Origin of the sequence: Candidatus Salinivivens marinus (genome assembly GCF_965655845.1) — a bacterium.
Classification (GTDB): domain Bacteria; phylum Pseudomonadota; class Alphaproteobacteria; order Rhodobacterales; family Rhodobacteraceae; genus Salinivivens; species Salinivivens marinus.
This window is the reverse complement of sequence record NZ_CBFHHX010000009.1, coordinates 119864-138200: the sequence shown is the minus strand read 5'-3', so window position 1 is coordinate 138200 and position 18337 is coordinate 119864. Positions and strand designations below refer to the sequence as shown.

At 38.3% G+C, this 18337-nt stretch carries 16 protein-coding genes; 10 read left to right on the top strand and 6 right to left on the bottom strand.

Features of this window, described 5'->3' with window-relative positions:
• Together cimA and cysS are read right to left on the bottom strand one after the other, a co-directional pair.
• Positions 1-1547 (bottom strand): citramalate synthase (gene cimA / locus ACTF5Q_RS09585; RefSeq protein WP_438954394.1); only part of this gene is annotated, 1547 nt, incomplete at its 3' end.
• Between the two features lie 59 nt (positions 1548-1606).
• The gene (gene cysS / locus ACTF5Q_RS09580; RefSeq protein WP_438954390.1) at positions 1607-2971 is read right to left on the bottom strand and encodes a cysteine--tRNA ligase; all 1365 of its coding nucleotides are present in this window, start codon (positions 2969-2971) and stop codon (positions 1607-1609) included.
• Positions 2972-3186: 215 nt separating this feature from the next.
• On the opposite strand from cysS, the gene ACTF5Q_RS09575 reads away from it, so the two are divergent.
• Positions 3187-4371: a pyridoxal phosphate-dependent aminotransferase gene (locus ACTF5Q_RS09575; protein WP_438954389.1), complete on the top strand. Its 1185-nt coding sequence runs from the start codon at positions 3187-3189 to the stop codon at positions 4369-4371.
• Here ACTF5Q_RS09575 and ndk read toward each other — a convergent pair.
• Positions 4360-4782: a nucleoside-diphosphate kinase gene (gene ndk, locus ACTF5Q_RS09570; protein ID WP_438954388.1), complete on the bottom strand. Its 423-nt coding sequence runs from the start codon at positions 4780-4782 to the stop codon at positions 4360-4362. The two genes, ACTF5Q_RS09575 and ndk, sit on opposite strands and share 12 nt — an antisense overlap.
• Positions 4783-5044: 262 nt before the next feature.
• On the opposite strand from ndk, the gene ACTF5Q_RS09565 reads away from it, so the two are divergent.
• From ACTF5Q_RS09565 to ACTF5Q_RS09555, 3 genes are read left to right on the top strand one after another with little or no spacing between them, the layout of a single operon-like run.
• Positions 5045-6916: an ABC-F family ATP-binding cassette domain-containing protein gene (locus tag ACTF5Q_RS09565; RefSeq protein ID WP_438954387.1), complete on the top strand. Its 1872-nt coding sequence runs from the start codon at positions 5045-5047 to the stop codon at positions 6914-6916.
• A 2-nt stretch (positions 6917-6918) separates the two neighbouring features.
• The gene (locus tag ACTF5Q_RS09560) at positions 6919-7539 is read left to right on the top strand and encodes a MarC family protein (RefSeq protein WP_438954386.1); all 621 of its coding nucleotides are present in this window, start codon (positions 6919-6921) and stop codon (positions 7537-7539) included.
• 30 nt (positions 7540-7569) lie between these two features.
• Positions 7570-8136: a retropepsin-like aspartic protease family protein gene (locus ACTF5Q_RS09555; protein ID WP_438954385.1), complete on the top strand. Its 567-nt coding sequence runs from the start codon at positions 7570-7572 to the stop codon at positions 8134-8136.
• 20 nt (positions 8137-8156) lie between these two features.
• Here ACTF5Q_RS09555 and ACTF5Q_RS09550 read toward each other — a convergent pair whose 3' ends face one another.
• Positions 8157-8606: a DNA polymerase III subunit chi gene (locus ACTF5Q_RS09550; protein ID WP_438954393.1), complete on the bottom strand. Its 450-nt coding sequence runs from the start codon at positions 8604-8606 to the stop codon at positions 8157-8159.
• Positions 8607-8616: 10 nt separating this feature from the next.
• Positions 8617-10104: a leucyl aminopeptidase gene (locus ACTF5Q_RS09545; RefSeq protein WP_438954384.1), complete on the bottom strand. Its 1488-nt coding sequence runs from the start codon at positions 10102-10104 to the stop codon at positions 8617-8619.
• Positions 10105-10210: 106 nt separating this feature from the next.
• Between ACTF5Q_RS09545 and lptF the strand changes: the two genes are divergently transcribed.
• Genes lptF through rsmA form a run of 6 tightly spaced genes read left to right on the top strand, consistent with a single transcriptional unit; the run spans position 10211 to position 17577 of the window.
• Positions 10211-11344: an LPS export ABC transporter permease LptF gene (gene lptF / locus ACTF5Q_RS09540; protein ID WP_438954383.1), complete on the top strand. Its 1134-nt coding sequence runs from the start codon at positions 10211-10213 to the stop codon at positions 11342-11344.
• On the top strand, positions 11344-12438 hold the full coding sequence (gene lptG / locus ACTF5Q_RS09535) for an LPS export ABC transporter permease LptG (RefSeq protein WP_438954382.1): 1095 nt from the start codon (positions 11344-11346) through the stop codon (positions 12436-12438). The genes lptF and lptG overlap by 1 nt, the downstream gene beginning before the upstream one ends.
• On the top strand, positions 12438-14546 hold the full coding sequence (locus ACTF5Q_RS09530; protein ID WP_438954381.1) for an LPS-assembly protein LptD: 2109 nt from the start codon (positions 12438-12440) through the stop codon (positions 14544-14546). Before lptG ends, ACTF5Q_RS09530 begins: the two co-directional genes overlap by 1 nt.
• Positions 14518-15780, top strand: a complete 1263-nt coding sequence (locus ACTF5Q_RS09525) for a peptidylprolyl isomerase (protein ID WP_438954380.1) — start codon at positions 14518-14520, stop codon at positions 15778-15780. Before ACTF5Q_RS09530 ends, ACTF5Q_RS09525 begins: the two co-directional genes overlap by 29 nt.
• Positions 15777-16766: a 4-hydroxythreonine-4-phosphate dehydrogenase PdxA gene (gene pdxA, locus ACTF5Q_RS09520; protein ID WP_438954379.1), complete on the top strand. Its 990-nt coding sequence runs from the start codon at positions 15777-15779 to the stop codon at positions 16764-16766. The genes ACTF5Q_RS09525 and pdxA overlap by 4 nt, the downstream gene beginning before the upstream one ends.
• Positions 16744-17577, top strand: a complete 834-nt coding sequence (rsmA, locus tag ACTF5Q_RS09515; protein WP_438954378.1) for a 16S rRNA (adenine(1518)-N(6)/adenine(1519)-N(6))-dimethyltransferase RsmA — start codon at positions 16744-16746, stop codon at positions 17575-17577. Before pdxA ends, rsmA begins: the two co-directional genes overlap by 23 nt.
• Before the next feature lie 30 nt (positions 17578-17607).
• Here the strand turns inward: rsmA and ACTF5Q_RS09510 are convergent, their stop codons facing one another.
• On the bottom strand, positions 17608-18195 hold the full coding sequence (locus tag ACTF5Q_RS09510) for a DUF4167 domain-containing protein (RefSeq protein WP_438954377.1): 588 nt from the start codon (positions 18193-18195) through the stop codon (positions 17608-17610).
• Positions 18196-18337 lie beyond the last annotated feature (142 nt).

The window sequence follows — 18337 nt, the reverse complement described above, 5'->3', positions numbered from 1 at the left end:
ACAATATTTGCAGAAACACCTACAGTAGCCCAACGTCTTCCCGTACTGTCCTCACTATCAATGACCACTCTTGTTACAGCTTCTGTCCCTCCTTGAGTTATACGCACCTTAAAATCAACCAATCGCATATCATCAATAAAACGCTGGTACTGGCCTAAGTCCTTCGCAAGTGCTTTCGCCAGTGCATTAACTGGTCCCCTATCTGAACCAAACTCATCCAAGCTCTCGCTAACTGATAATTTCTTTTGACCATCAACCTTAACAACGACAACTGCTTCAGAAAGGCTAATCATCTTATTATATTTATTTTTTCTCCTCTCCACGGTTACTTTATATCGTTTTACATCAAAAAATTCCGGTAGTTGACCTAAAGTTCGCCTAGCTAATAATTCAAAACTTGCTTGAGCAGTGTCATAAGAGTATCCTTGTGACTCCCTTTCTTTAATCAGCATTAATATTTTTTCTAATTCATCTTTATTTAAGTTTTGGTCTATTCCAGCATCGCTCAAACGTTTTTTTAAGTTAGATGCACCAGCTTGATTGGACATTGGGATTATTCGCTCATTCCCAACCAATTCTGGATTAACGTGCTCATAGGTTGATGGATCTTTTAGAATAGCGTTAGCGTGAAGCCCAGACTTATGAGCGAAGGCGGAGGCGCCAACATAGGAGGCTTGTCGCATAGGTACCCGATTAAGAATATCATCCAATCTGCGAGATAACCTGGTCATTCCTTTTAAGGCTGTTCTAGAAATACCGGTCTCAAATCTATCGCAATAATTTGATTTTAAAGCCAATGTTGGAATTAACGCAGTTAAGTTTGCATTGCCGCATCTTTCACCCAATCCATTTAACGTTCCTTGAATTTGACGCACACCTGCATCCACAGCGATCAAGGTGTTCGCAACCGCATTATCAGTATCATTATGAGTGTGAATGCCTAAATGAGTTCCGGGCACACCTGCCTTAATTGCTAGCGAGACGGCCTTTTCTATTTCCCTCGGCAATGAACCGCCATTGGTGTCACATAAAACTATCCATCGTGCGCCAGCACTATATGCAGAACGTATCGCTTCTATTGCATAATCAGAATTCGAAAGCATTCCATCAAAAAAATGCTCTGCGTCGAATATAGCTTCCCGACCCATGGATACAACGTGGGAAATGGATTGCTGAATTGCCTCTATATTTTCTTTAAGCGAAATACCAAGCGCCGTTTTTACATGAAAATCATGTGTCTTGCCAACTAAACAAATCTTTTTTGTACCTGCGTTCAGAACAGATGCTAACACATCATCATTTTCAGCCGACCTACCGGATCGTTTTGTCATTCCAAATGCAACAAGATTAGCATTTGTACGATAGGTTTCAAAAAAAGTGGTATCTGTTGGATTGGCGCCTGGCCACCCTCCCTCGATATAATCAACACCAAGATCACCTAACAAGTCGGCAATCTCTATCTTTTCATCTGTCGAAAATTGTACGCCTTGTGTTTGCTGGCCGTCGCGTAGGGTTGTATCGTATATGTATAACCGCTCTTTTTGCAATGACATCATCCAGTGTGCTAAAATTTAAAGTCTTCAAACAAAATTATAGAAAAATACCTTCAAAGTATATGTTCAAGTTTCGCTAGATCAAACTTTAGGGTTGGTATTAATTTGATATTATCCTTAGTCATTTGAACCTCAACCCCAGCATCAGACAACTTTTCCTTGAGATCATCCAAACGACCAAAGTTTCGGGTTGCCATAGCCTCCGATCTAACTTCAGTCAGTGCTGTTTCGAATTTTGATAAATCAAAATTAACTGACCAATCATTAAATTCAGGGGTCATCAAGCCAATGAGATTAGCATCAGCCTTTAACTGTACAAAATTTTTATTCTGGAAGTGTTTGTGCAATAAAGCAATCACGCCTGGCGTATTCAAATCGTCGGACAAAAGTTCGGTAGCCTCTGATGAAGGCTTAGTCGCATTCTTGATATCTCTGCACTTATCATACCAACGCCTCATAATAGTATCTGCTTGATTGGCTTTCTCCTGCGTCCAATCCATTGGTTTACGATAATGTGTAGATAAAAACACAAATCGGATAACCTCTCCCGGAAACCCTTTATCTATCAGATCCCGGACTGTAAAAAAATTACCCAGCGATTTTGACATTTTTTTTCCATCTACCTGGAGCATTTCATTATGCAACCAGAAATTTGCGAAACCACCCGAAGGAAAACAACATTTACTTTGCGCAAGTTCATTTTCGTGATGTGGAAATATTAGATCATTACCCCCACCATGAATATCAAAAGTATCTCCTAATAGATCATGGCTCATGGCTGAGCACTCTAAATGCCAACCAGGTCGCCCTCGCCCCCACGGACTTTGCCATCCAGGGAGATCATTACTCGAAGGTTTCCACAAAACAAAATCCAAAGGGTCAGCCTTATACGGAGCAATTTCCACCCTGGCTCCAGCTATCATATCCTCAATAGAGCGTCCAGAAAGCTTACCATAGTCCTCAAAACTTTTAACGGAAAAGAGGACATGGCCCTCTGCTTCGTACGCATGACCCGACTGGACAAGATCTTCGATTATTTTTATCATTTTGGCCACATAGTCTGTAGCCCTGGGCATTTCATTCGGCAAAAGGTTGCCAAGTAGCGACATATCTTCCAAATACCAAGCAATTGTTTCATCCGTTATAACTTGTATTTCTCTGCCAAGATCTTTAGCTCTTTGGTTAATCTTGTCGTCGATATCGGTAAAATTTCTCACATATTTTACATTATTATCACCATAAATTTCTCTAAAAAACCTGAATAAAACATCAAATAATATAACATTTCTTGCGTTCCCCAGGTGAGCTCGGTCGTATACGGTAGGACCACATAAATATATCCGTACATTACTAGGGTCGATCGGTTCAAAGATTTCTTTCTTTCGAACTTTAGAGTTATGTAATTTTATTTTAGACATCTTGGCTTTTTGCACACTTTTTGGTGAGTAAGTTACTGTTAAATCAAACGCCAAATTGGGTTAACTCAGAATTTCAATGAAAAATCCAAAATTACAATAGAGCGAGAATAGAATTCTTTGATAATGTCTTTCTAAGAATAAGTTATTTATTTGACAAATAATAACTGTAATGGACAGGTGTATAAATAGATAGACTAAGTTTTCAGGGTGAGGTCATGCCACAATTATCAGAACGTGTTATTTCCATCACAGGAACTGACGGCGATGGATGGGAAATTTTCAATCTTGCACGGGAAATGAAAATTAATGGAGCAGAAATAATTGAGTTAACGATTGGTGAGCACGATGATACAACTCACTCGCTAATTTTAGATGCAATGCATAAGTCCGCCCGCGAGGGGAATACTGGATATGCAAGTGTACCCGGCACAAAAAGTTTAAGACAAGAAGTAGCAAATAGGGTTCAGACACGAACTGGAATTCATACTACAGCGAATAATGTTATTATTACGCCCGGCGGTCAGGCAGGTCTTTTTGCAACTCATGTTGCATTGGCAAACCAGGGCGATACTGGCCTCATTATTGACCCTTTTTATGCCACATACCCAACAACTCTCCGAAGTGCTGGATTGAGTCCGAGAATGGTAAAAACTATGCCAGAGGATAATTTTATTCCGTCGGTGAGTGAATTAACCAAAAACGCTAAAAATGCTAAAACGCTCCTTATAAACTCACCAAATAATCCCACCGGCACTGTTTATGATAAAAGTAATTTGTTTGAAATTTCAAAAGTAGCAATAGAGAACGACCTTTGGGTGATTTCAGATGAAGTTTATGATACACAGGTCTGGGTCGGCGAGCATATTTCAATACGTTCGGTTGCTAATATGGAAAACCGAACAGCCGTAATTGGATCAATGTCAAAAAGTCATGCTATGACTGGCAGTCGGCTCGGCTGGGTCGTTGCCCCAGAACAAGTAATTGAAAAATTATCAGATTTGGCGTGTAACACCAATTACGGCGTACCCGGGTTTATTCAAGATGCAGGGCTGTATGCACTTACACAAATGCCAAATATTGAAAAAACTGTTGCAGAACCCTTTTCTAGGCGGCGTGAAATTGCCCAAAAAATTATCAAAGATTACCCTGACATAAAAATGCACCCATCATTAGGGGGCATGTATTTGATGCTGGACATTCGCGAAACGGGACTTAACGGAATTGAGTTCTCTAAAGCATTATTAGAAGCCAAAAATATTGCAGTGATGCCAGGTGAGAGCTTTGGTGAAAGTTCTGCAGGTCATATTAGAGTGGCGATGACTATATCAGACGATAAATTTGAATACGCCACTCATTCTATTTGTTCGTTTGCGTCAAATTTTACGACTTCAACCAACTAATTCCAGACCCGCAAAGAAGTAAGAAATTTCAACGGCGGCTGTTTCTGGAGCATCTGAGCCATGCACAGAGTTTTCGCCAACGCTTTCTGCAAATTCAGCACGTATTGTCCCTGGAGCTGCTTCCGCTGGGTTAGTTGCCCCCATAACTTCTCGGTTTTTTAGAATAGCTCCCTCACCTTCTAAAACCTGAACAACAACTGGTTCAGAGGCCATAAAATCACATAATTCATCATAAAAAGGCCTTTCCGCATGCACTTCATAAAATACGCCTGCCTGGGCCTTGGACAAATGTATTCGTTTTTGAGCAATGACTCTCAGGCCAGCCTCTTCAAACTTAGCGTTAATTTTTCCTGTAAGATTTCGTTTGGTGGCATCTGGTTTAATAATGCTTAAGGTGCGCTCTATCGCCATGTTCTATCCTTTTATCTTGAGTTACTATCAGCCAGTATAAAAACTACTGGCGCTTAACATGATGGTGTTGATTTGAAAAGTAGCTATGTTTCAAAATTTATATCTTTTGTCAGCCACGGCTTACACTAGTTGATTTGCTCTAAAATGCCTTCTGAAACAACTTAAATCTAATGAAATTAATACAGTGGCATTTTAATGATTGATTCCACAAAATTACTAACAAAGCTTGCCTATAAGCTCTAATGCTATATCAGGTCAAAGTATGATTTCTTTTGAAAATATATCTTTTTCAGTTGCGGGGAGGACACTTGTCAAAAATAGTACTGTGAGCATACCCAATGGACATAAAGTTGGGCTTGTGGGGAAGAATGGGACAGGAAAGACTTCACTATTTAGATTGATCTACGGCGAAATTACCTTGGATCAGGGAAACCTAAAGTTGAGTAAAAACGCCCAGATTGGAGGAGTATCGCAGGAAGCGCCTGGCAGCAGCGTAACGTTACTAGACACCGTACTTGCATCCGATAGAGAGAGAGTTGATTTACTACAAAAAGCTGAAGAAGAAAAAGATCCATTAAAAATTGCGGAAATACAAACACGTTTAGTTGATATAGATGCTTGGTCTGCAGAAGCTAGGGCGTCTACAATTTTGAACGGGTTAGGATTTGATAAACACAAACAAAGACTTGCGTGCTCTGAATTTTCCGGTGGGTGGCGAATGAGGGTTGCCCTTGCAGCCGTTCTCTTTTCAAAACCTGATCTTTTATTACTCGATGAGCCAAGCAACTATTTAGACCTTGAGGGAACTATCTGGCTTCAAGCATATATCTCAAAATACCCCAGCACAATTATATTAATAAGTCATGATCGAGCCTTACTTAATAATTCTGTAAACTCAATTTTGCATCTGGAGGACAAGGAACTCCATCTATACTCTGGAAACTATGAAACTTTCGCCAAAACAAGAGCTGCAAGAATGGCGCACAAACAGGCTGAGGCAAAAAAACAAAATTTAAGGCGCCAACATTTACAGTCCTATGTCGATAGATTCCGTTATAAAGCTGACAAGGCTAAACAGGCTCAATCTCGATTAAAAATGTTATCAAAAATGGATCCAATATCAATTTCAAGCGAGGCAACATTAAAAAAGTTTAATTTCCCACAACCAGAGGAATTATCACCTCCTATAGTGAACATCCAAAATGCGTCGGTGGGTTACGGACAACAAACGGTTTTAAATGAGATCAACTTAAGAATTGATCAAGACGACAGAATAGCCATTCTTGGTCAGAATGGTGAAGGCAAATCGACACTTTCAAAACTAATAGCAAAAATGCTCAAACCGCATGTAGGAAAAATCATTCACTCTAACAAACTAAGAATTGGTTATTTTGCCCAACATCAGGTGGATGAGTTGAGGCTGAATGAAACTCCAATGGATCATGTGCAACGAGAAAGACCATTAGAAAAGCAAGGGCAAATTAGAGCTAGATTAGATGGATTTGGACTTTCGGTTGAGCAGGCAGAGACACAGGTTAAAAGTTTATCTGGCGGACAGAAAGCACGTTTATCATTACTACTCGCATCACTTGACGCACCACACCTCCTGATTTTGGATGAGCCCACCAATCACCTTGATATTGAAAGCAGGGAAGCATTAGTAGAAGCACTCACAAAATACTCAGGCGCCGTGATAATCGTTTCACATGATATTCATTTGCTATCACTAGTAGTCGATAGATTGTGGCTGGCAAAAAATGGAACTGTGAAAGCTTACGAATATGATCTGGAAACTTATCGAAAATCTCTTCTTTCAGTTAGTACTTCAAAAAAAACTGAACAATTAAAGCCAACAACCACAGAAAAAAAATCTTTAACAAACGACGAAGTACTTGCATTAAAAAATAATCTAACGAGATCAGAGGAACGCGTTGAAAAACTCCTTACGATGGAGGAAACAATCAGCAAGAAATTAGCTGATCCCGAAATCTATTCTGACAATAAAAAAGATGAGCTTCTTGTGTTAAATATCAAATATGCTGAAGTGAGAAAAGCTATAACCAGAGCTGAAGATCTGTGGGAAAAAGCGCAAAAGAGTCTGGATAAAGCGCTAATTACAAAAATAAGTGACTAGATATGGAACCAACATTACTGATAACTTCCTTTGTGACTATATTCGTGATTGTGGATCCAATCGGGTTAACTCCAATTTTTTTCTCTTTAACTCAAGATTTATCAACAATTGAGCGTCGTGTTGTTGCAAGGCGATCTGTTCTTATTGCATCTATTATTTTATTACTGTTTGCAGTTTTTGGTGAAATGATACTGACGTTCATAGGTATTTCTATGCCAGCATTTAGTGTTGCTGGAGGTATATTACTATTTTTAACAGCGTTAGAGATGTTATTTCAAAGACGAAAACAGCGCCGCGAGGCGCATGGTGGCGAAACTTTAGGCAGCCATAATGACCCATCAGTTTTTCCACTGGCAGTACCTTTAATTTCTGGACCAGGATCCATAGCAAGTGTAATTTTGCTATCTCAAACTCATGTAGGATTATTGGGTGTCCTTGAGTTGACGTTCATAATATTTGCTACAATGCTAGCTACGTATTTATTTTTCTCTGCGACAACATACTTCAATAAGTACCTGTCTCCAACTCTGATAGACGTGGTAACACGTGTATTGGGAATGCTGCTAGCAGCCCTTGCCATTCAATTCATAATGGACGGAATTCATAGTTTTGGCAGACTTTAGGCTGATTTTTTATATAAGAGTTGACACTAAATGGATAATCCTAAACTTCTATATTTAAGCTTATTATTAATAGTGCTTTTAAGCTCATATCTCTTAGCAATGAGAAATAATTTTACAAAATTAATTAAATCGGCCTCTGCTTGGGTAATTATTTTTTCTAGTTTTGTTGCTGGCTATGGTCTCTGGCAAGATTTAAGCAACAGAGAGAGGATAGTCGATAAAAATAATGCCTCGGATATAGCTCTCAGGATAAATAAAGATGGGCATTTCCGCGCCAAAGTTCTGGTAAATGACGTTGAAATTGAATTTTTAATCGACACCGGAGCAACCCACATCGTTCTGTCTAAAGAGGATGCGGAAAAATTAGATTATGATTTATCTAAATTAATTTTTTGGGGTAAATCTAATACAGCGAACGGACTAGTCGCAACTGCGCCAGTCAGATTGCAATCACTAAAACTTGGTCAATTTTCAGATAAAAATGTCCTTGCCTACATTAATCAAGGAAGCATGAAGCAATCATTGCTGGGGATGTCCTTTCTCAACAACTTCTCGAGCGTTGAATTCCAAAGAGAAACTCTCTATCTCAGGTTGTAAAGATACTGCCTAACGCAATACTAATTCTCTTGTTTAAGGCCCCAAGTACCGGTTTCTTGTGACCAATATTTTGCTCGAATATCAGCCTCGGTGAATTTCTTCCAATGTTCTCGGGCTATATTTACTTCATCTGAGTTTTTGTCATCGAAAAGTAATGCACATCTCCTATATTTAGCAACCTCTTCAGTGGAAATTAATGCTCCATTCAATGAAAGAAGAAAATCTGAATTTGAACTATCATCTTTTTCAGTACCCAGCAAAATGTCAGATTTTTCACTATTCTGTGACCCTAAGACGGCATGGGGCAGAAAGCTTTCAGGTTCAACTGTCCAAATTGCATCATCAATAAATTTTAGACTAGCTTCGTCTTTGCCCCGTATAAATACAGTCCAACCAATATCTTTGGCTTTACAAAGCAATTGTGGCAAAGCGCTAACAACTGTCTGCCCTGTAACGTGATAAAAATACACTTCGCTCAAATTAGCCACGCTCAAAATTATTTTTTACTAACGTATCTAAGGTCATTACACCCCAGCCAGTGGCGCCAGCTGGTGCATGATCCGACTCAGTTTTTGTGTGCGCAACACCTGCTATATCTATGTGAACCCATGGAATTTCAGGTTTGACAAATTTTTCCAGGAATGCCGCCGCTGTTATTGACCCAGCAGCACGCCCGCCAACATTTTTTATATCGGCCAGTCTACTTTTTAATAACTTACTGTAGGACTTGCCCAATGGCATTCGCCAAGCACCCTCATTTTCTGAATTAGCAGCTTTTAATACTTCATTGCAGAGCCAATCGTTATTTGAGAAAAGTCCAGCATTTTCATGACCCAAACTGACTATTATTGCCCCAGTCAATGTAGCTAAATCAACCATTGCAGAGGGTTTGAATCTTTCTTGCGCGTACCACATTACGTCACAAAGAACTAAACGCCCTTCTGCATCAGTATTAATAACTTCAATGGTATCGCCTTTCATTGATTTAACTATATCGCCTGGGCGTTGAGCAGTTCCAGACGGCATATTTTCTACCAGCCCCACTAATCCCACTACGTTTGAAGGTGATTTTCTTTTAGCCAATGTTGCTAACACGCCAGCAACGACCGCCGAACCTCCCATGTCCATTGTCATATCTTCCATTCCACCAGCAGGCTTTAACGAAATTCCACCAGTATCAAATACTACTCCTTTACCAACTAAAGTCAGTAGAGCATCACCATCTGCTGCTCCTAACCAACTCATAATCACTAGTTTGCAAGGGCTAGAAGAACCCTGACCTACCCCTAAAAAAGCATTCATTCCAAGCTTGCGAAGATCATCTTCATCTAAAATCTCAATTTTTATACCCAATTTTGATAACTGCTCTAGCCGGCTAGCAAACTCTTCTGTGGTAAGAATATTTGAAGGCTCGTTTATCAGGTTACGTGTAAGAAAAACACCATCTCTTATCGCTTCGACCTCATGTAATTGGGAGTTAAAAAGTTCGGGATCTTTAGTCATGACTGTTATAAGGGAGGAACCGTCTGACTTATTAGAAGCATCGGCTTTATAAATATCAAATTTATACTCTCTTAACACAATCCCTTTACACAGCTCTATTAAGTTCGAAAAATTCCCTAGCGCTAAAAGTATATCATCGGAACCCTTCATTTTAGCAATTGAAACGCCTACTTTTCTAGCAACTAATTTGGATGTCCGCCGTTCAATTTTAACAACACAAATTTGCTCAGCAGCGCATCTTTCTGGAAAATATATAGAAAATAACTGACCGCTATCTGCTTCTTCAAATTTCTTGGAACAAATTAAACGAGTTAATGATCCTCTAGTTAATTTATTTACCCGCCGAGCGTAAGGATCCAGCGCTCCTTGCGGAGTGACTAAAACGACTATTATTCCTTTGCTTGTAGCGATGTAGTCTAGATCTGATCTAATAATTTTCAAATTCAGCGGATTTATCGTTTTCATACTTTTTTAAATTCCTATCAAATGGTAGTTTCTTCAATTAACGCTTTTCGCTATATAGATTTTTTGTTTATGTACAATTACAACGTTCAGGAAGTTATATAAAGCCGTGTCGCGATTTGACAGATATTTATTCACTCAATACTTTTTGATGTTTGGGTTTTTTTCCCTCATCTTACTTTTTATTTATTGGATCAACAAAGCCATCGCGCTGTTTGATAATTTGATAAGCGATGGTCAAACATTCTTAGTATTTTTAGAGTTTTCAATTCTAACGATCCCGCCAATTATACCAATAGTCGCCCCACTTGCCGCATTTGCAGCAGCTATTTTTGTAACGAACAGGCTTAAAAACGATAGTGAACTAACTATAATGCAAGCTACCGGTTTCAGTCCGTTAAGGTTATCACGATCAATTTTTTTATTTGGACTAGTGGTAACTATTATTTTGTTGATTATTTCACATTATTTAATTCCCAAATCAAACAACATTCTTTTAAAGCGGCAGAACGAGGTGGCCTCATCACTTAATGCAAAATTGTTAAAAGTTGGAAGTTTTATTCATCCACAGATTGGCGTAACTTTCTACATTGGCGGTATATCAACCTCTGGCGTTATCGAGGATGTGTTTGTCTTAGACGAAAGAAATAAAGACCGCGAGATTATTATAACGTCCAAGTCTGGCTACCTAATAACAAATAACAACAATCCAATATTAGTGCTGAAGGACGGAATCGTTCAGAATTATGACTTAAAAAGTAAAAATCTCTCGACCATACATTTCCAAGATTTATCATACGATTTAACATCGTGGTCTGTAAAAGAGCGTATGTCAAAAGCCAAACTTCTTCTCACTTACTCAAGTTTTGATCTCTTTAAAGACCCTGAATTAATATCAATACTTTCAGACTCTTCGCCGATAAGCGTTCTGGAGGAGCTCCACTCACGCATTTTGACACCACTTTTAGCTTTAATTGCAGCTTTAATTGGCTTTTCCGCTCTTATGATAGGCGACTACTCAAGATTTGGAGCATCAAAACAAATTTCAGTAGGAATAGTAATTCTAATATTAATTAAGCTATCAGAGAGTTATGGCAATGAGCTAATGTTAAAATCTCAAGGAAATTGGCTGGCTTTATATTTGCCAGTCCTTATCGGCATTTTGATTTTTAGCTTCATGATGTTATTAGCTTCAAATCAAAAATTGCTAGGCAGAATTAGCCGAGCAAGCGAGAACACTTAATGTTGCTGCACATATACTTCGCTGGCAAGTTTGCTAAAAACTTTGCAATAACGCTAAGTATATTTATTACATTTATGCTTCTAATTGATATAATCGAACAACTCAGACGGTTTGCCGTGTCAATCGATTATATTGAGATATTTTTTCTCGCGCTACTCAACCTGCCAGGATCCATTTATCAAGTTTTGCCATTGATCATAATTTTAAGTTCCGCATGGACCTTTTTATCCTTAGCCCGAAATTCAGAACTGATTGTCTTCAGAGCAGCGGGAAAATCATCAATATCAATGCTTATTACACCTGTAATTCTTTCGCTTTTAATTGGTGTTTTAGCAATAAGCTTCTTTAATCCGATTGTTGCTTCGACTTCTAAAAAATATGCGGACGTAAAAAGCAAGCTTATAGAAGGGCAGGAAACAACAATTTCGATAGGGACTGAAGGCTTATGGTTGAGACAGGCTGACGAAACGGGTCATACTGTAATACGTGCCAAGCGGGCAAATTCTGACGCTACTGAACTATACGATGTAACTTTGATAAAATTGAGCGATGATAAGCTACCTATTAGTCGGGTTGAGGCAGAAATTCTTACATTGAACGATTCTTTGTGGACTGCAAAAAATTCAATAATTTGGCCAATCAAATATGGGCTGAATTCACATTCAAACGTACAAAAACTCAGCTTAGTTGAAATTCCTACTTCGTTGAAAAAGGAGCAGATTACAGATCAATTCGGCGATCCTTCCACAATTAGTTTATGGTCACTGCCAGAATTCATTGGGCAACTAGAGCAAGCAGGCTTCTCAGCCAATCGATATTCTGTTTGGTTCCAAAGTGAACTTTCAAAACCCATCTTTTTAATAGCAATGATGCTTGTATCAGCAGCCTTTTGTATGCGTCAAAGCAGGGTTAGAGGCACAAGTTTACATGTCTTGGCCGCGATTCTTGTTGGCTTCCTTCTATTTTATTCATCAAACTTTATTTTAATACTGGGTATAAACGGACAGCTTCCTGTACTCATTTCAGCTTGGGGCCCATCCTTTGCAGCTTTGTTTATATCGCTTGGATTATTCCTAAACCGTGAGGAAGGGTAATGTTTCGATATTTATCTGCATCATTACTTTTCTTGATGCCGTTTTTATCAGTTGCATATGGTGAAAGCTTTGTTGAAAGCGCATCGATCATCGCCAACAGTATAGAAATAGATGCTGAGGGAAATGTGACAGCCAAAGGGAATGTCGAAGTTCATTATAAAGAAAATATTCTAAAGGCTAGAGAAATATACTACGCAAGAAGTTCGGATGAACTGTCAGCAACAGGCCCCCTTTCTCTAATCGATCATACCGGAAATGAAACAAAAGCTGGAGATGCAATTTTTAAAAATGAATTCCAAGAAGCTATTTTGCTTGCAACGCGCGTTATATTAAAAAATCAATTAGAAATTTCCGCAGATGAACTAAAATATGCGATAAATGATAAAAGCGTCTTCAGCCGTGTATCTGCGACTTCGTGTAAGACTTGCGAAAATGAGAAGCCTTTCTGGCTTATAAAAGCAAAAAAGGTTTCTCATAATCAAAAACTCAAAATAATTTATTTTTATGACGCATCATTAGAAATTTTGGGAGTTCCTGCGTTCTACACTCCGTACATAAGCATACCAGACCCATCGGCAAAAAGAGCAGTTGGATTTTTGGCTCCTGAGTTTTTATCAAATTCCAGATTAGATTTTGGAGTAAAGTTACCGTTCTTTATCCCTTTAGATGTAGATAAAGACGTAACCTTTACACCGTTTATAACGCCCCAAACCAATACTATTGAAACACGATACCGGCAGGCTTTTTCAAGAGGAAATTTAGTAGTTGACAGCTCTCTGACGCGAGATGATTTAGATGACAAACAATTTCGGGGATATCTATCTATAAACGGAGAGTTTTATTTAGAGAACGGTTATATTTTAAATTATGAAATTGAACGCGTATCAGATAGCGCTTATCTCGGAGACTACGGTTATTCGGCGAGAAATGAACTAACATCTGGCCTTAATTACTCAAAAGTAAAATCGGACAGACTATTTGAAACTTCGTTGGGCGTCATTCAATCTCTTTACAAAGAAGATAAGGATAACCTTACCCTAACAACAAACAATTATTATGACCGAGTTATTGATCAAAATATTATACCTGGCTCACTAAACTTCAACAGTGAGTTAGTTGGAAGTTGGCGTAAAGGCTCTGAGGACATCATAGGGAGAGATGTTGCTCGATTTGCAAATCAGTTGGCATGGAATAACTCTACGATTTCTAAGTTGGGATTAGAACTTGGGACTGGCGTAGTTTTAAATCAGGATGTATTTTTGGCAGTTGATGATAGCAGACTGAACGATCTGGAAATTCTCAATAGTATTGGGACTAATATATTCATCAGGCTGCCATTTTTATCTAATACGGAAAAGGCCACCCATATGCTTGAACCACTCGCTCAGGTTGCGTGGGGAAAACGGAAAAAAGCTATTGTATATATTGATGAAAGCGAAAATACAGAGTTTGATATGGGAAATCTTCTAGTGATTTCTAGGTACTCGGCATCAGATCAATTCGAAACTGGATTTCATGGAGCTTATGGATTGAGATATAACTTCAATTCAAAAAAAAATATAACTGGAGGATTCTCACTTGGCCAGGTACTGCGATTGAATGAGAATTTAGGTTTTACAAGCAGCTCGGGATTGGAGAACAAGCAATCTGATATCTTCTTAGCCGCCGAATTATCTCTTGCCAAAAACTCATATGTTTCGTTTCAAGGATTACTAAGCAATAAGTTTGAGGCAAAGAAAACAGACTTTAGCGCTGGCTTTGACTATGAAACCATCTACCTTGATACAAAGTATAGCTTTCTGCAATCAGACGCAGAGGAAAATCGCCTAAATCAAATTGAAGAATGGACAATAGATACAGGATACAAACTTAATGATAATTGGCAGCTAAAATCTAATTTAAGGTATGACCAATCGGAATCTCATTTAGCATTACTAGGAGCTGGTTTGGCATATGAAAATCAATGCGTTTTGTTAAATCTAGAAATGGACAGACGATATTCATTGGAAGGGACATCCCCACCCACAACTAATTTTAGCTTTGCAATCAGCTTAAAAGGCTTTAGCACAGGCTCGGTGAATGCTATTCAAGAAAAAAACTGTAAATAATATCATAATTCATCACTTGGGTAATCCAATGGTAATAAGTAAAACTTTGATAACGGGCGTATTAATTTTGTGCCTTGTCGTTTTTTCGCAAGCTAGAGCTCAGAACAATTCGCTATTCTCTCCAGTAATTCAAGTAAACGACACCGTCATTACAAAATTTGAATTTGACCAAAGAGTTAAATTTTTGTCAGCGCTGAAATTTCCTGGAGATCCTAATAAAGTTGCTCAAACACAACTTATAGAGGAGCGCTTAAAACAAACTGAGGCACTAAAATTAAAGATAACCGCATCTGAGGCTGAAATTGAAGATGCAGTTAAACGTTTTTCATCGAGAGTAAAACTATCAAGCGACGAATTTATTGGAGAGCTTAATAGACTTGGTATTTACTCAAATACTTTTCGATCATACGTCGAGTCAGAATTAATTTGGCAGAAGATAATAAAGAAAAAATTTGGTTCACAATCTAAAATATCAGACCTTCAGCTAAAACGAGCTAGCAACATAACTAGCTTTGAGGAAACAGTACAAGTGTTGCTGACTGAAATAATTATTCCATTTTCAAACCAAGAATTAAGGGAAATAGAAAATATCGCCTATCAACTAAAAAATATCAAATCCATAGAAGAATTTTCAAACGCTGCAAAAATATATTCAAAAGCGCCCACGGCTGATTTGGGTGGTCGAATAAAATGGCAAAACTTTAATAAATTGCCAGAAATTATAAAGCCGTATATTTTCAATCTTTCACCCGGCGAGGTAAGCGAACCAATAAGATTAAATACGGCAATAGCATTATTTCAATTGAGAGATATTAGAGAAATAAATGACATAAATACAGAAGTTAATTTTTTAGATTTTATAACAGTTTCTACAACATTTGCTAACTTAGCATACTTAAAAGATATTAAAAATAAATTTAATAATTGTTCTGATTTAACGGCAGCTATTGGAGATAAAACGGATGTTAAACTGTTAAGGAGTAAACTTTTTTCTGAGCAATTATCGAATTCTTTAGCCACCGTATTGGAAAAATTAGATCCAGATGAGTCAGAAATCATTATCGATAATGAAAAACCAAAATTGGTTAGATTGTGTGAGCGAAATAAAAAAGAAGACCTGACGAAAGAAAAAATCGAAAATGACAAAAATAATTTACAAACTATCCGTCTAAAGTATTTAGCAAGAAGTTTTATGGAAACTTTGAAAGATAACGCTAGGATTAGCGATAAATGACTATAGCAGTTACGAGTGGTGACCCCTCCGGTATTGGCCCAGAGATAGTACAAAAGTCATGGATTTATCTAAAAAACAACCCATCTAATGAATTTTTCTGGATAGGAGATCCTAGTCATTTGCCAGATAAAAGCATACCATGGCGACCTATAGTGCATCCAAATGAAGTCTCAGAAAATTTTAGTTCGGCGCTACCAGTTCTAGTTCACAAGTTCGCTCATCCACTCAGAATTGGATGTCGGCAGCCTGAAAATGCTAATGATATTATCAAAGTTATTAAAAAAGCAGTGCGCTTGGTAAAAGAAAATAAAGCAAAAGCCTTATGTACAAGCCCAATCAATAAAGATGTTTTAAATTCTGGAACACAATTTCCATTTTTGGGGCATACAGAATTTTTAGCATATTTGGATAGTATCGAACATCCAGTGATGATGTTGGCTTCGTCAAAATTAAAGGTTGTGCCAGCAACAATCCATATCCCAATCAAAGAGGTATCAAACCGTCTATCAATTGAAGGCTTAACAAAAACCATCAAAATAACAAACGAAGCTATGAAAGACAAATTCAGCCTTGCCCAGCCTGTCATAGCTGTTTCAGGCCTAAATCCTCACGCCGGAGAAAATGGAAAGTTGGGATTAGAAGAAAAAGAAATAATAAACCCTGCAATACGTAATTTAAAAAACTCGATAAATATAATTGGACCACTATCTGCTGATACTATGTTCCATTCGACTGCTCGGGCAAAATATGACGTCGCCATAACAATGTATCATGATCAGGCCCTTATACCATTGAAAACTATTGGGTTTGAGGAAGGGGTCAATATAACTTTAGGCATATCTTTTGTTCGCACTTCGCCAGATCATGGAACTGCTTTTGATCTTGCAGGACAAAATGTGGCAGATGAAACATCAATTGTAAATGCAATAAAAATGGCAGCTTCACTATCTCGAAAGCAACAGAATGGAAAAACTTCCCCCGCTTAAAGACGTAATTTCTAGGCATCAACTTCGTGCAAAAAAGTCTTTAGGTCAAAATTTTTTACTCGATCTTAATCTTACATCAAAGATTGCACGTTATGCGGGTAACTTAGATCAGTTCGACATCTTAGAAATAGGGCCTGGACCCGGAGGTTTGACTAGAAGTTTACTTTATGAAGGTGCACGAAAAGTCGTCGCAATCGAAAAAGATAGCCGTTGCATAGAAGCGCTTAAGGAAATTCAAGCAACATTTCCAAGGAGACTTAAGTTACTGCAAGGTGACGCCTTGTCAACGAACGCGAGCGAGCATTTAGCCGATCCAGTGCGAATTATAGCTAATTTACCATATAACATCGGGACAGAGCTTTTGGTGAGATGGTTAACTTCAAAAACTTGGCCGTCATTCTGGCAGAGTATGACCTTAATGTTTCAAAAAGAAGTAGCAAATAGAATAGTTGCAAGTCCAGGAAGCAAAGCTTACGGAAGATTATCAGTGATGTCCCAATGGCGATGCGATACAAAAATCGCATTCAACATTCCTGCGAGTGCGTTTACGCCACCACCCAAAGTTGAAAGTGCACTCGTTCATTTTGAAGCATTAAAAGAACCCAAATTTCCAGCTGAAGTTGATATTTTGGAATTTGTAGTATCGAAGGCATTCAATCAACGTAGAAAGATGTTGAGAGGGGCATTAAAGGGTTATTTTCAAAATGTTGAGGAAGGTCTCTTAAGTATCGGCGTGTTACCCACTAATAGAGCAGAAGACATAACACTCCAAGAGTATTGTGCGATGTCTCAAATTTTGGTTAGGAAATAAGGGCTATTCAATTTCGTTTTAATATTGCAACTATTCAGCAGCTTCAACAGATGAAATATCCTCGCCAATTTTATCAACTTTATCATCGTTGCGCTGATTTTCGCCGCGTCTACGGGCTTTGTTATTACGGGAATTTCCATTTCTATTTTTTTTATCAGCCTGGTTGGCATTATCAAGTTCACCAAACCGCTCACCGTCTGACACACGGTCCCCACTTTCCACCTCTAATGAATTATCATTACCATTCAAATCATTATCATTCGATAAGTCAGAGGTATTATTGTCCAAAGAGGATCTTGAATTACGTTCCTTATCGCGTTCCGTGTTACGATCTTTATTTTCTCGATCCTGCTGCTCCCTACGTGCATCCATCTCACGTTGGGCTTCTGATAACAGTCTTACGTAATGTTCGGCATGTTGTTGAAAATTTTCAGTCGAAACTCTATCGTTTGAGAGTTGAGAATCCCTTGCCAATTGGTTGTATTTATCAATTATTTGTTGTGGTGTCCCCCTGACCTTACCCTCAGGACCAGAACTATCAAAAACACGGTTAATAATATTACCTACCGAACGATTCCGGTTCTTGTTAGAACGCGAGCGTGATTTTGATGATCTCATTTAAGCTTTCTAGCCCTATGATTGCTTGGTCATAAATTACATCAGCTAATCTTGATTTTTACTGATGTTTGGATTTAAAAAAATGCTACTATAAGCATTGCCCTGAGATCTTTTACAACAATAATTAATATACTTTCAAGCA